Annotated in this window: 13 protein-coding genes; 8 read left to right on the forward strand and 5 right to left on the reverse strand. The window is 60.1% G+C overall.

The window, feature by feature from the left end; all coding sequences use genetic code 11:
- Positions 1-42 precede the first annotated feature (42 nt).
- Complete coding sequence (locus AC1Q80_RS07810; RefSeq protein WP_492360076.1) at positions 43-345, forward strand: hypothetical protein; 303 nt, start codon at positions 43-45, stop codon at positions 343-345.
- On the opposite strand, the gene AC1Q80_RS07815 is transcribed toward AC1Q80_RS07810, so the two are convergent.
- Positions 346-1,836: an MFS transporter gene (locus tag AC1Q80_RS07815; protein ID WP_492360077.1), complete on the reverse strand. Its 1,491-nt coding sequence runs from the start codon at positions 1,834-1,836 to the stop codon at positions 346-348. It lies immediately after the preceding gene.
- A gap of 294 nt (positions 1,837-2,130) precedes the next feature.
- Between AC1Q80_RS07815 and greA the strand changes: the two genes are divergently transcribed.
- Positions 2,131-2,607 (forward strand): transcription elongation factor GreA, encoded by a 477-nt coding sequence (greA, locus tag AC1Q80_RS07820; protein WP_025427081.1) that lies wholly within the window; start codon positions 2,131-2,133, stop codon positions 2,605-2,607.
- Positions 2,608-2,692: 85 nt separating this feature from the next.
- Complete coding sequence (locus AC1Q80_RS07825; RefSeq protein ID WP_492360078.1) at positions 2,693-3,748, forward strand: glycosyltransferase family 4 protein; 1,056 nt, start codon at positions 2,693-2,695, stop codon at positions 3,746-3,748.
- Between the two features lie 20 nt (positions 3,749-3,768).
- Here the strand turns inward: AC1Q80_RS07825 and AC1Q80_RS07830 are convergent, their stop codons facing one another.
- The 3 genes from AC1Q80_RS07830 to AC1Q80_RS07840 all read right to left on the reverse strand — a co-directional run bounded on the left by AC1Q80_RS07830 (position 3,769) and on the right by AC1Q80_RS07840 (position 6,174).
- Entirely contained in the window at positions 3,769-4,791 is a 1,023-nt protein-coding gene (locus tag AC1Q80_RS07830; protein WP_492360079.1) for a glycosyltransferase, read from the reverse strand.
- A gap of 7 nt (positions 4,792-4,798) precedes the next feature.
- Positions 4,799-5,620 carry a glycosyltransferase family 2 protein gene (locus AC1Q80_RS07835; RefSeq protein ID WP_492360080.1) on the reverse strand — a complete coding sequence of 274 codons (822 nt, stop codon included), beginning with the start codon at positions 5,618-5,620 and terminating at the stop codon, positions 4,799-4,801.
- 83 nt (positions 5,621-5,703) lie between these two features.
- Positions 5,704-6,174 carry an Lrp/AsnC family transcriptional regulator gene (locus tag AC1Q80_RS07840; RefSeq protein WP_053247447.1) on the reverse strand — a complete coding sequence of 157 codons (471 nt, stop codon included), beginning with the start codon at positions 6,172-6,174 and terminating at the stop codon, positions 5,704-5,706.
- A gap of 634 nt (positions 6,175-6,808) precedes the next feature.
- Here AC1Q80_RS07840 and AC1Q80_RS07845 point away from each other — a divergent pair.
- On the forward strand, positions 6,809-7,672 hold the full coding sequence (locus AC1Q80_RS07845; RefSeq protein WP_492360081.1) for a class I SAM-dependent methyltransferase: 864 nt from the start codon (positions 6,809-6,811) through the stop codon (positions 7,670-7,672).
- A gap of 12 nt (positions 7,673-7,684) precedes the next feature.
- On the opposite strand, the gene AC1Q80_RS07850 is transcribed toward AC1Q80_RS07845, so the two are convergent.
- Complete coding sequence (locus AC1Q80_RS07850; RefSeq protein ID WP_492360082.1) at positions 7,685-8,494, reverse strand: polysaccharide pyruvyl transferase family protein; 810 nt, start codon at positions 8,492-8,494, stop codon at positions 7,685-7,687.
- Between the two features lie 390 nt (positions 8,495-8,884).
- Here AC1Q80_RS07850 and trxB point away from each other — a divergent pair, with 390 nt between their 5' ends.
- From trxB to AC1Q80_RS07870, 4 genes are all read left to right on the forward strand, one after another.
- Entirely contained in the window at positions 8,885-9,859 is a 975-nt protein-coding gene (gene trxB, locus AC1Q80_RS07855) for a thioredoxin-disulfide reductase (protein ID WP_173420002.1), read from the forward strand.
- Positions 9,860-9,976: 117 nt separating this feature from the next.
- Positions 9,977-10,873 (forward strand): LysR family transcriptional regulator VtlR, encoded by an 897-nt coding sequence (locus AC1Q80_RS07860; RefSeq protein ID WP_038577011.1) that lies wholly within the window; start codon positions 9,977-9,979, stop codon positions 10,871-10,873.
- Between the two features lie 618 nt (positions 10,874-11,491).
- Positions 11,492-11,782: an ArsR/SmtB family transcription factor gene (locus AC1Q80_RS07865; protein ID WP_173420003.1), complete on the forward strand. Its 291-nt coding sequence runs from the start codon at positions 11,492-11,494 to the stop codon at positions 11,780-11,782.
- Positions 11,783-11,825: 43 nt separating this feature from the next.
- The gene (locus AC1Q80_RS07870; RefSeq protein WP_492360083.1) at positions 11,826-12,947 is read left to right on the forward strand and encodes an alkene reductase; all 1,122 of its coding nucleotides are present in this window, start codon (positions 11,826-11,828) and stop codon (positions 12,945-12,947) included.
- The last annotated feature ends 59 nt before the right edge of the window (positions 12,948-13,006 follow it).

Genomic DNA, 13,006 nt, shown 5'->3' on the forward strand with positions numbered 1-13,006 from the left:
AGCCGGAAACATCCGGCACTGCGCAAGGGACGGGGCAACATCGTGCAGGTCTACTTCTTCGATTTGTATTGGGGCGACGAGCGCTTTGTCGACGAGGATGGCATAAGCCATTTCGATGAAGGTTCCGCGTTGTATTACGGCCAGAGAATTGCCGACAAGATTGGCCGCGATGCCGATTACGGATCTCTGAAGGTTCATGTGCGCTCGGGAAACGGCACGTTGCTGGCGGTGATCGCGCCGTCCGATGGCCGTCGCCATGAACAGGACGCTCTGATCGGTCGCCACGGGCTGGGCAAGTTGCGCCGCCCCGTCGAAGCCGTCGTCGCCCTGTCCACGGCCTGGTGATCAGTCAACCGCCACGGGCCGTCGTGTCCGGACCTTTGAACGCTCTGACCTTCGGCTGCGCGCAAGCCGGACGGTCCTGATCCCGAAGAACAGCGATGCGACCGAAATCACGCAAGCGATGACGAAGACCGCCAGCAGCGCCTCGCGCATGACTGCCACACGTGCACCTTCATCGAAGCCACGCAGGTTGGCCGCCAGCCCGAAGACGGCCGCACCGATTGCATAGCCAGCCGATTGCAGCGTCGGCAGCAGCGCCGATGTTTTGTCTCTTTCAGCCGTTGGCGAAACGTCCATCAGCAATTGGCTGAGTGTGCCCCAGCAGACGCCGAAACCAGCTCCGATGGCAATCTGCCCTGCAAAGACCAGCCGAGGTTCGCCTGTTGCGATCGCCACAGTTAGCCCGATGAGACCGAGGCAAAGTAGGAGGGGGCCCGCCGAGATCAGTCGCACACGCGCTTCATGCGAGCGAAGGCTGGCAACCAGGATCGCCGTCAAGCTCCACGACATCGCCATCAACGCGCTGGAAAAGCCGGCTGCCGTTGGGCTGAAGTCCCACAGGTGCTGCAGGCCATAGACAAGGTAGACGGAACCGGAAGCCTGCGCCAACGGCATCAGCAGGATGATCCAGAGGCCGGTGCCGAGCGGACGTCCGATCGCAAAGGCCCCAAGCGGCAGGATTGAATGTTCGGAGCGACGGTCGAGGTGGACGGTGTTGATGAGAATAGCGATCGCCACGACCAGCAAGGCGGCCATGGCAAATCCGTTCTGAAGCATGTTCGAGACCGAGATCAGCAAAATGCCGAGCCCGAATGCCATCAGCCGAAAAAGGGGAATAGATTGTGCGCTGCGCACTGAAGTCGACTGCCTCGGCACGATGGCGACGACGAGTGCGATGAAGATGGCGGCGGCGGGAATATTCACGAAGAACGCCGCGCGCCACGACCAATGTTCGGTGAGAAATCCTGAAATGAGCGGGCCACTAAATGCCGCACTTGCCCAGACGATCGCTTCGGCGCCGAAGACTTTCGGGACGAGCCTCGGCGGAAAGAGTTCAGGGATCAACGCATAGCAAATGGCGGCGATGACGCCCTCGCCCAACCCCTGAAACAACCGTCCGGCCAGGACTTGCGGCATGCTCGTTGCCAGCGTTGCCAGCACGGTGCCAAAGACGAAGATTAGTGCTGCGGCGATCAGCGTGTTACGGGCGCCGAAGCGCGCCTTGAGGTTGGCCGCCAATGCACCGCCGATGATCGCAAAGACAAGATAGAGCGTGAACGCCCAGGAGAGCAGTGCCGCTCCGCCAAACTCCTCGACCGCCGTAGGCAGCGCGGTCGAGATGAAGAACTCGTTGAAGGCAAAGAGCGCGACACCGAGGCAAAGCGTCACGGTTGCCGCCAGATGGTTGGGTTGCAACAGCTCGCCCCAACGCCCCTCCGCTTCTGAATGCGGGCCGGATTGTCCGGCGTCGCGGCCATCCTTTGTCGTGCTCATCCTGTCATTTCCGTCTGTTCGTCGTTTCGGAAATGGAACTGTTACGACCTCAACCGCGGTTGAGGTAAAGCCCATTTCTTGACGATGACGATTTTTAAGGAGCGTCTACAGGTTGCGTCCTGCGCGAAGGGGGCGGTGGATCATGGCGAAAAATCTGGCATTGGCTGTTTCCTTTCTGCTATAAGAACGGTTCGGATATTTCGGACGGTTCCGGCGCTTGCGTGCCGGAGACCGTTTTCTTTTGCGTTGGCGCCGCCCCCAAGCGGCGCCTCGTTCTTGATGAAGGACATTGAAATGGTCGACAAAGTGCCGATGACACAGGGTGGATTCGTCAACCTGCAGGAGGAGCTGCGCTGGCGCCAGCAGGAAGAGCGACCACGAATCATCGAGGCCATCGCCGAAGCGCGCGCACACGGTGACCTGTCGGAAAATGCGGAATACCACGCGGCCAAGGAAGCGCAGAGCCACAACGAGGGTCGCGTCGGCGAACTCGAGGACCTGATCGCGCGCGCCGAGGTCATCGATCTCTCGAAGATGTCCGGCTCGAAGATCAAGTTCGGCGCCAAGGTGAAGCTCGTCGACGAGGACACCGAGGAAGAAAAGACATACCAGATCGTTGGCGATCAGGAAGCCGACGTGAAGGCAGGGCGCATCTCGATTTCGTCGCCGATCGCACGCGCGCTGATCGGCAAGGAAGTCGGTGATTCCATCGAAGTGAACGCGCCGGGTGGTTCAAAGGCATACGAAATCCTCGCGGTAAACTGGGGCTGACGGCCCCTTGGGGCGACGGTTCCGCCTCGCCCCAATCCGCTTCTTTCAAGACATTGTTCGTCGAATGCCCAAGGAGAGCGCTTCCGTGGCCGATATCCGGGACGTCGAGGTCATCGCTCCCAATTTCAAGCGGCGCCTCTCGGGCGTTACTTCGACCATCATCCAGCTGATTCCGATCCAGCGCGCGCTGGGTCAGAAGATTGCGGTGCTCGGCCCGGGCCTTCCCGAGAGCCTGCCGTCGATCCGGTTTCTCGATCTCCTGCATCTCTGGAAAGCGCCACAGGGCCGGCGTTATCGCGTCTGGCACGCGCGCCGTAATGTGGAGATGTTGCCGGCGATCATCCTGCGTGATCTGTTGCGCATGAAGTTGAAGATCGCCTTCACCTCGGCATCGCAACGCCGCCACACGGGCTGGAGCAAGTTTCTGATCGGACGGATGGACGCGGTGATCGCGACCAGCGGCAAGACCGCCGCCTATCTCGAAGTGCCGAACGACGTCATCCTCCACGGCATAGATACCAAACGGTTTCACCCTGCGGTCGATCCGGCTCAAGCAAAAGCGGCGCGTGGCGTCGACCCGGCCCAGAAGTTCGTCGGCTGCTTCGGGCGGGTGCGTCGTCAAAAGGGCACGGATCTTTTCGTCGACAGCATGATTGCCCTCCTGCCCTGCCGCCCAGGCTGGAGCGCGATCGTTGCCGGCCGTGCCACTGGGCCGCACGTGGCGTTTGAAAACGAGCTCAAGGAGCGCGTCGCGAAAGCCGGGCTTGCCGAGCGTATCCTGTTCGTCGGTGAGCACACAAACATTCCGGACTGGTACCGGGCGCTTGATCTTTTCGTTGCGCCGCAGCGCTGGGAGGGTTTCGGCCTGACGCCGCTTGAGGCGATGGCAACGGGTGTTCCCGTCGTCGCGACGGATGTCGGTGCATTTTCCGAGCTGGTCGCGAGCGGCACCATGCAAACCGGCACGATCGTGCCGGCCGACAACCTTCAGGCCATGGTCGAGGCGACGGCTGCCTTCATGGACGATGACCGGCGGCGCACAGCGGCGGGCGTGAATGGCCTTGCGCGCACTGCCGCCTCGTTTGCGATCGAAGGTGAAGCCGGCGCCATCAACCGGGTGTACGAACGGCTGATGCGCTGACCGCCGGCGCGGTCAGCCGGCTATTTCCTTGAGGCGAACAGCTTCATATACGCGTCGGTGATTGCCTGCTTCGAGAACTGATTCATCAGCGTTCCGTGGCCGCGTTCTGCTAGGCGCAAGCCGAGTTGACGGTCGTTTGCTATGCGCTCGATGGCGCGGCTGAAGCCCTCGGCATCGCCGATATCGACCATCAGGCCGTTTTCACCGTCGCGCATGAACCATTGAGGACCTTCGGAGCGGCTGGAAACAACCGGCGTACCCTGGGCCCAGGCTTCGAGAACGACGTTGCCAAGCGGTTCGTGGCTCGACGCCATGACAAAGATGTCGGCGGCGGCAAGGAACGGACGGACATCTTTCTGCCACCCGGCGAAACGAACACGGTTTGCAACACCAAGGTCGGCGGCAAGCTTTTCCAGGTTTTCGCGCTGCTCGCCATCGCCGATCAGCCAGAGATGCACATCCGGCACCTTTGCGATCGCCTCGATCAAGGTATGGAAACCTTTGCGCGGAACGAAACGTCCCATCGACATCACCACCGGAACATTCTCCGGCGTGTCGAGCGTCGCGCGGTCCACGGCGGCGACACGTTCGGTGTTGGTGAAGTTGGAGATTACTTCGACATCGCGCTTCCAGCCGATATTGCGCACATGTTCGGCGATACCCGGCGTGTTGCAGACGAGGCAGTCGGTGTTGCGGAAATAGTCGAGACGGAGCGGATAGTCGCCGAGCCGCGAGATCTTGATGCATCCCTTGTAGTTCGGCATCAGCCGGCTCGCGCGCGGCATCCACGCGAACAATGCGTCCGGTTTCTCGCGCCGCGCCATGCTGCTGACCTTCATCGGCAGCAGGATGCGGTCGAGCGAGAGGTTGCGGAAATTGCTTTCGACAATGCGGGTCGCACTTTCGATGTCCTTGCGCCAGCTCCGCCCCGGACGAATGACCGCAGTTTGTTCGACGCCGCGCTCAGCCAGGGAGTTGACGAGGTGGACGAAAAAGCGCTCAGCGCCGCCGTCCTTACCGAAGTGGTAGTGCATAACTTTCATGGGAACCTCACGGCTGCCGGCGCTGCCGATCCATGTCGTCATGGTTCGGATGGCGCTTCAGCGCGTGCCTCTGATAAATCTTGGCGGCGGTCAAAAATGCGTAGACGGCGCCGGTCATGGCCTCGATGAAGCCGGGGAATCCACAGCGCCAAAGCCCGTTGCGGAAATAAAGACGATAGAAATAGAGTGGTGGGCTTGCCAGCATCTTGTAGGGTCGCGGCGGTTTGCCCGCCGCAAACTGCTGGTCTGCCTTCAGAGTCGAATATTTGTTTTCCTTCAGGATCTGCTCGTCGATGACGAGCGGACGGTAGTGGAGCAGGCTGCCCTTGCGCGCGACGCCCACGTGGCCATCTGGCACGATACCCTCATGAACCTTCTGGTTGAGATCATAGCGTCCCCTGCCCTTGCGGATCAGACGCAAATTGCGCCGCTCATGCACACGCTCTGGTGTGTATCCGTAGCCGATCAGGTATGGGCGGCGCGCCACGCGCCAGCCGACCGTCTCAGGCGCGGCATCGAGAAGCGAGGGCAGAAGCGCCTTCAGCGGTTCGTCGAGACGCTCGTCTGAATCGATGTTGAAGCACCAGGGCTGCGTGCACTGATCGAGCGCAAACTGCTTCTGGCCCGCATAACCTCGCCACGACTCGTGCATGAAGCGTATCGGCCAGCCCCTGTCGATGAAGGATTGCACGAGGGCGGCGGTACCATCCGTCGACCCCGAGTCGACGATGACGATCTCGGCACACTGCTCGAGGCTCTCGATGCAATTGCCGAGATAGGCTTCTTCATTCTGGCAGATGATGAAGGCGGAAAGCGGAAGTTTGCTCATGGATGACGCCACTCAACTCCGGTCGTGTCTGCGTTCTCCAAGGGAGCCTCGCTGCCGTTGCGGATCCTCAAGTCTTCTGGATCCTAGATCTGGACCAGCCCGATATCCTTGACCTGACGAATGGTCAACATCGTGCGCACCGTATCGACCCGCTCGTTGGCCGTCAAAACTTCAATGACGAAATCCTGGAACGCCGTCAGGTTCTCTGCGACGCAATGGAGCAGAAAGTCACTTTCCCCCGAGACGGTCCATGCCTGGCGCACGATCTGCCATTCGGCTGTTGCCGCGGCGAACGCCTTGAGGTCCGCCTCCGACTGCCTCTTCAGGCCGACCATGCAGAACGCTACGAGATCGAAGCCGAGCGCCGGCGCGTTCAGAAGCGCGTGATAGCCCTTGATGACGCCGGTTTCCTCAAGTTTGCGCACCCGTCGCAGACAGGGCGGCGCCGAAATGCCGACACGTTGCGCGAGGTCCACATTGGTCATCCTGCCGTCACGCTGGAGCTCGCGAAGGATCTTGAGATCGATTGCGTCGAGCTCGACTTGTTTCGTCATGAAGGTTCGTCCTTTTCACACGGCGACTTTTGCGCACAAGGCTAAGTCGAAACAGGAGTATTCTTGTCTTTGCGCCCGGCGCATTGTCGCCGCCGAGCCTATGATTTCAGGATGGGCATATGGCCGATTGGCCGGAGACCGCCTGCCCCACCGACAGGTTGTGGCCGGTGCCGCGTCTGCTTCCTGGCTCAGCCTGCGCGAGCCCGGCGCTTTCGCACCGCAATTTTGCAGAAATGGGGGCATGCATATGCGATCCGTCGCTCACATCAGGGAGAAGACTATTATCTAATCGTGAACTGCCGCATGCGGCGAGTTCGCGGTCGAGCCAAACGCGGCTTGCATTCAACCCCATATGCCTCTCCAGCAAAGTGAATCCGCGTGAAATATCGCCAAACAGGTCCGACAACAAGCATCAGCACCCACTATTCGCGGGAAAACCAGCGTTTAGCTAGGGTCGGGCCGGCTTAACCGCGTTTCGCCAGCACGCGTAGAGAAAAACCGCCTGCGATCCGGAGCCGCGCGTCGCTCACAGTCTTTCCGTCTCGTACATGAAGGAGTACTGATTTTTGATTGGCGGCGTCGCTCGGCGAGCTGTCTCGACCGACATGATCTGCAGGAATTGGGGGCGTGGCAGGTGTCGATAATCGACCACATCGACGGCAAGGCCTTCGAGCGAATCGAAACGGTTCCGTGCTTGCTGTGCGGTCGCTCCCACCCGTCACGGGTTATCCGCGCGCGTTTCGGAATGACAGCTATGGTCGCTGAGTGCATCGACTGTCGCCTCGCCTACCAGACGCCGCGCCCATCGCAGGAAGCTTGCATCGCCTATATGGATTGGCGGTGGTCTTCTGCGGGCGGCTACGTCACCGACAATGCCCAGAAACGTGACGTTGCATGCAGCCAGATGGCGATCGTTTCGGCCCTGCATCCTTCGCGCGGGCATTTGCTGGATTTCGGCGCCGGATCGGGAACCTTTGTCAAAGCAGCGCTTGACGCCGGCTGGCAAGCCGCGGGGGTCGAACACAGCCCAGTCGCCGTGCAGAAGGCCAGCGACTATTATGGCGTGAACCTCTCGATGGATATTCCGGACGGTAGCTTCGACGTCATAACCCTCTGGGACGTTGTCGAGCACCTCAAGGATCCGCTCCCGCTCCTCGCGCGCCTCAACGGCTGCCTGAATCCGGGCGGTACGTTGATCGTTGAGACCGGAAACTACGAAAGCTGGATGCGAATCGCTCAGGGCGACCAATGGGGGCTGTATCTGCTCGACCACCACTACTACTTTTCACCAGCAAGCCTTGAGGAGACGCTTCGTCGCGCCGGTTTCGCGGATTTCCAGCTGCTGCCGGCAAAGTCCATCAGGCCGAGATGGCGGGGTCTTCTTCGGCGGCCGCTGAAAGCCGTTCGTTCATGGCGTATCTGGAAGGAAGCGAGACGGACCTGGCCCGATCATGCCGGCATGCACGAGATGATAGCGGCAGCGAAGAGACCGTCCTGAACGTTGTGGCCGTCAAGCGAACGGGAACGCCTTGAGCAGCTTGTCGAGCGTTTCCGTGGAAGGCACTGCCGGCACGTAGTCCGCCTCTTGCAGCACGGCCTCGGGAGAGGCGACAAAGTCCCTGAAGTCGATCGGACCTACAAGGTCGCGACCGCGGAAACTGGAATAATCCGCGAATTTGAAACCATCGCCCTTGATCTCGCCATGCGGCTCCATCCAGTACGACGGCACGCCATAGGCGTCGGCAACGATCAAGCCGTGGAGGCTGCTTGAGACGACAAGGTCGGACGCTGATATCTCATTCGCAATCGTCTCGGGATCGCCAAGCAGATTGAGAATGCTCCAATGTCGCGGAAGACAGTTTGCGAATTCATCGACGAAGGTTTGATGGGTTGCAAAATGAGGAATGACCGTCACGCGGTGGCGGGCCTGCATCTTCGGCCACATCAGCGGCAACAGGATTGCCGGATCGCCGAGAGCGATGTCGTCGTCCGGCGCCGCTTTCGCCTGGCTCAGCTTGCCGCGCACCGCATCGAACTTGAGCCGCTGCGGCCAGAGCGCCGGCGCATCCGAGTTCATGAAACCAGAACCCCAAACATGCAATGTCCGCCACGGCTTCCTTCGCAGGAACGTATACCGCCCCGTCCGGTGCCTGCGGTAATAGGCATCGATGATGCTTCCGATCCCGATGAGTTCCGCGGACGAAGGCTTCACGTATTCGGGTTCTATCGCGAAGAATTGACGGAGTATGTCCGTCATGAGGTTGTCGCCGAAGTTCTCCGTTGACTGCCCGAATTGTCCTGTGACCGAGGCCGAGAACACCTTGATCTTACGCACTGCCCTTTTCCTTGCACGCCTGTTGAAGCAGCGCCCGTCAGGGGGCGTTGAAGCCGACAACGACGATCGGTTTCGGCGTCACTCGCCCGGAAAATTGCGCTCGTTCAATTGGAGAAGTGTAACATTGTCCATCGCCAGATCCGGCCATTGCCTGGCGCCATCACGTGCTTGTGACTTGTGCGGTTGCGGTGCAAGCGGTGCAAAAATGCCCGATCTGGTGTCAAATCGGTTCAACGGGCTCAAGCACTTGTGTGTATTGCCTCTGCCGCCCTTGAAACTCCCCGGGGGGAATCCCTAAAGTATGGAACTATTTCCCTATGATGAAACGGAACCGGATATGGCCCCTCGGCCGCCCGGCGAGCGAAGGACAAGACCATGACTGCCCGCCATGTAAAAGTGCTGATCATCGGCTCCGGCCCCGCCGGCTACACCGCTGCCATCTACACGGCGCGTGCGATGTTGGAACCGGTCCTGATCGCCGGCATGGAACAGGGCGGCCAGTTGATGATCACCACCGACGTGGAGAACTATCCTGGTTATGCCGATCCGGTCCAGGGTCCCTGGATGATGGAGCAGATGCTGAAGCAGGCGACCCATGTCGGTGCCGAGATCGTCAACGATCTGGTGACTGACGTCGACCTTTCCGTTCGTCCGTTCCGGGTCAAGACCGACAGCGGCAACGACTGGACGGCCGACGCGCTCATCATCGCCACCGGCGCCAAGGCGAAGTGGCTCGGCATCGAAACCGAGCCGACCTTCATGGGCTTCGGCGTTTCGGCCTGCGCCACCTGCGACGGGTTCTTCTATCGCAACAAGGACGTGATCGTCGTCGGCGGCGGCAATTCGGCGGTCGAAGAGGCGCTCTACCTCTCCAACCTTGCAAAGACGGTGACGGTCGTCCATCGCCGCGATTCGTTCCGTGCCGAAAAGATCCTGCAGGAGCGCCTGTTCGCAAAGCCCAACGTCAAGATCATCTGGGATCACGAAGTCGTCGAGTATCTGGGCGCTGCCCCCAAGCCGCCGATGCCGGCATCGGTCAACGGCGTCAAGCTGCGCAACACCAAGACGGGCGAAACGAGCGACATGGTGACCGACGGCGTCTTCGTGGCGATCGGTCACGCGCCTGCCGTCGAATTGTTCAAGGGCAAGCTTCGGCAAAAGTCGAACGGCTATCTCTGGACGGCAGCTGATTCGACGGCAACGGACGTGCCCGGCGTTTTTGCCGCAGGCGACGTCACGGACGATATCTATCGTCAGGCGGTGACCGCTGCCGGCATGGGCTGCATGGCAGCGCTCGAGGCCGAGAAATACCTGGCGGGTCATATGCCCGTCGCAATTGCAGCCGAATAGAAGCTGCGAATCGGGGGGGTATCCCGCAAGGAGCCTTTCCCGTGTGGGAACAGATACATCAGCCGCACCCGGAGGACATGATCCCGTCCCCCGGGGTGGTTTCATATGGGGGACTTCATGTCGCTGGATTGGGACAAACTGCGCATTTTTCACGCGGCGGCCGAGGCTGGGTCGTTCACGCATGCGGCAGACAAGCTCCATCTCTCTCAGTCGGCGATCAGCCGTCAGGTGAGTTCGCTCGAACAGGATGTCGGCATCAAGCTGTTCCATCGGCATGCACGTGGCCTGATCCTGACCGAACAGGGCGAGATCCTCTACCGCACCGCGCACGAAGTGCTGATGAAGCTCGAGAGCGTCAAGGTGCAGCTGAGCGAAACGACGGACAAGCCGAGCGGCAAGCTGCGCATCACGACGACGGTCGGCCTCGGCCAGGGATGGCTCACCGACAAGATCCAGGAGTTCATGTCGCTGCATCCGGACGTGCAAGTTCAGCTGATCCTCGACAACGAGGAGCTGGATGTGAACATGCGGCATGCCGATTGCGCCATTCGCCTGCGCCAGCCGCAGCAGTCCGACCTGATCCAGCGCAAGCTCTTCACCGTGCACATGCACGTCTACGCAGCGCCCTCCTACATCAACAAGCACGGCGAACCGCAGTCGCTCGACGACTTGGACAACCACCGCATCATTACCTTCGGTGAGCCCGCGCCGAACTACCTTCTTGATGTCAACTGGCTCGAAATCGCCGGTCGCGATTCCGACAACCCGCGGACGTCGCATCTGCAGATCAACAGCCAGACCTCGATCAAGCGTGCCTGCCTTCTCGGCATCGGCATCGCGATGCTGCCCGACTACATTGTCGGCCGCGACCCGGGCCTCATACAACTTCCGATTAGTGCCGATATCCCGTCTTTCGACACGTATTTCTGCTATCCGGACGAGATGAAGAATGCCGCCAAGCTCAAAGTCTTCCGCGATTACATCGTGGCAAAAGCCAGGAACTGGAGCTTCTGACGCCGATTGCGGCATTGCTCATTTTGTGAGCGTTTGCCAAGTGTAAGTGTATCTATCTGAATTTTCTATGTATTTTCTATGGTGCGGCGCATTCTGTGTGCCGCACTTTGCTTTTTCGATGCAGAATTGGGCAGTGATGCGCACATGACATGGCTGACATGCATATTAAATGATTGCTGCCCGCTCAAAAAAGCAGCATACCACACTCAGCTGATGCATCTTTGGTGGCTTCTCCTCCCAGTGCCACCGCAGCAGCTGTTCCCCTCTGGAGGTTTAATTACCTTCACAACTATAAGGGCCCAAGTCATCTTGTGGCCCTCTTTTTTTGTCTACTGTAAGGACACGGGCGATCCGTGACGAAATTCACAGCCGGCTATTGAAAGCTGGTACTTCGCTTCCCATATCAAAATGCAGCTGATGCATTCTTGGTGGCTTTCTCCTCCCCCGCCACCGCAGCAGCTGTTCCCCTCTGGAGGTTTTAATTACCTTCACAACTACAAGGGCCCAAGTTTTCTTGAGGCCCTCTTTTTTTACCCTTTTCCCTGTTCACGGTCTTGTGATTTGTATATCGATCATTGCCGATACACTTATCGATAAACCACGATATGGCGATGTACGATGGATCGAGACGAAATCTTCAAGGCCCTGGCGCACCCAGCAAGAGTGAACATCCTTGCCTGGTTGAAAGAGCCGCAGGCGCATTTCCCGACGCAGGAGCATCCGTTCGAAATGGGCGTTTGCGCCGGTCAGTTCGAGCGCTGCGGCCTGTCGCAATCCACCGTATCCTCGCATCTCGCGATCCTTCAGCGCGCCGGCCTGGTGACGACCAAGCGTCTCGGCCAGTGGGTCTTCTACAAGCGCAACGAAGAAACAATTGCCGAGTTCCTCAAGGATATCGGCAGCCTGTGACTATCTCCTCCCAAAGACCAAACTGAAACCGAAAGGACCTGCAATGGCTACCCTCTTCGATCCTATTACCGTCGGCGAAATCGCCTTGAAGAATCGCATCGTCATGGCGCCGCTGACGCGCAATCGTTCGCCGAAGGCCGTGCCCAACACGCTCAACGCCACCTATTACGAACAGCGCGCATCGGCAGGCCTGTTGATCACGGAGGCAACCGCGATTACCCAGCAGGGCCAAGGCTATGCCGACGTGCCCGGCCTCTACACGCCGGAAGCGCTGGATGGCTGGCGCAAGGTCACTGATGCGGTGCATGCCAAGGGTGGTCGCATCGTCGTGCAGATGTGGCACGTCGGTCGCATCTCGCATGACACGCTGCAGCCGGGCGGCGGCAAGCCGGTGGCGCCTTCGGCGATCCGCGCAAAGTCGAAGACGTACCTGATCAATGCTGACGGGACCGGCTCGTTTGCTGAAACCTCGGAGCCACGTGCGCTCGAAATCACCGAGCTTGATGGGATCGTCGAGGACTACCGCAAGGCGGCCCGGGCAGCCATCGATGCCGGCTTCGACGGCGTCGAAATCCACGCCGCCAATGGCTATCTCATCGACCAGTTCCTGCGTTCCGGCTCGAACGAGCGCACCGACGCCTATGGCGGCTCGATCGAGAACCGTGCCCGCTTCCTTTTCCAGGTCGTCGACGCCATCACGTCGGAAATCGGGGCTGGTCGTGTGGGTATCCGGCTTTCGCCGGTGACGCCCGCCAACGATGCCTTCGATCCGGAGCCGCAGCCGCTGTTCAGCTATGTCGTCAAGAACCTGGCCCGCTATCCCCTCGCCTATATCCACATCATCGAGGGTGCGACCGGCGGCCCGCGCGACCATCAGCAGGGTGAACGTCCGTTCGATTATGACGCGCTGCGTGCCGTCTACGCTGCCGCCGGCGGCAAGGCCGCCTGGATGACGAACAACGGCTATGACCGCGAACTCGCGGCAGAAGCGGTCAAAAACGGCGAGGCCGATCTGGTGGCCTTCGGTAAGCCGTTCATTGCCAATCCGGACCTCGTCGAGCGGCTGAAGGAGAACGCTCCCCTGAACACGCCGGACCAGGCGACGTTCTACGGTGGTGGCGCCAAGGGGTATACCGACTACCCCGCCCTTGAACAGGTTGCCTGACGCTCCCACATGGCCACATGCCCCGCCATTCGGCGGGGCATGTTTCCCCGGGGAACTCT

The sequence above is a fragment of the Ensifer sp. GW823-FHT05D09 genome (assembly GCF_058795755.1).

Bases quoted from the DNA above. Each gene is read 5' to 3' on its own strand.
- AC1Q80_RS07860 (WP_038577011.1), top strand. From the start codon at position 9,977: ATGTCGCTGGATTGGGACAAACTGCGCATTTTTCACGCGGCGGCCGAG.
- greA (WP_025427081.1), top strand. From the start codon at position 2,131: ATGGTCGACAAAGTGCCGATGACACAGGGTGGATTCGTCAACCTGCAG.
- trxB (WP_173420002.1), top strand. From the start codon at position 8,885: ATGACTGCCCGCCATGTAAAAGTGCTGATCATCGGCTCCGGCCCCGCC.
- AC1Q80_RS07830 (WP_492360079.1), bottom strand. From the start codon at position 4,791: ATGAAAGTTATGCACTACCACTTCGGTAAGGACGGCGGCGCTGAGCGC.
- AC1Q80_RS07870 (WP_492360083.1), top strand. From the start codon at position 11,826: ATGGCTACCCTCTTCGATCCTATTACCGTCGGCGAAATCGCCTTGAAG.
- AC1Q80_RS07865 (WP_173420003.1), top strand. From the start codon at position 11,492: ATGGATCGAGACGAAATCTTCAAGGCCCTGGCGCACCCAGCAAGAGTG.
- AC1Q80_RS07815 (WP_492360077.1), bottom strand. From the start codon at position 1,836: ATGAGCACGACAAAGGATGGCCGCGACGCCGGACAATCCGGCCCGCAT.
- AC1Q80_RS07835 (WP_492360080.1), bottom strand. From the start codon at position 5,620: ATGAGCAAACTTCCGCTTTCCGCCTTCATCATCTGCCAGAATGAAGAA.
- AC1Q80_RS07840 (WP_053247447.1), bottom strand. From the start codon at position 6,174: ATGACGAAACAAGTCGAGCTCGACGCAATCGATCTCAAGATCCTTCGC.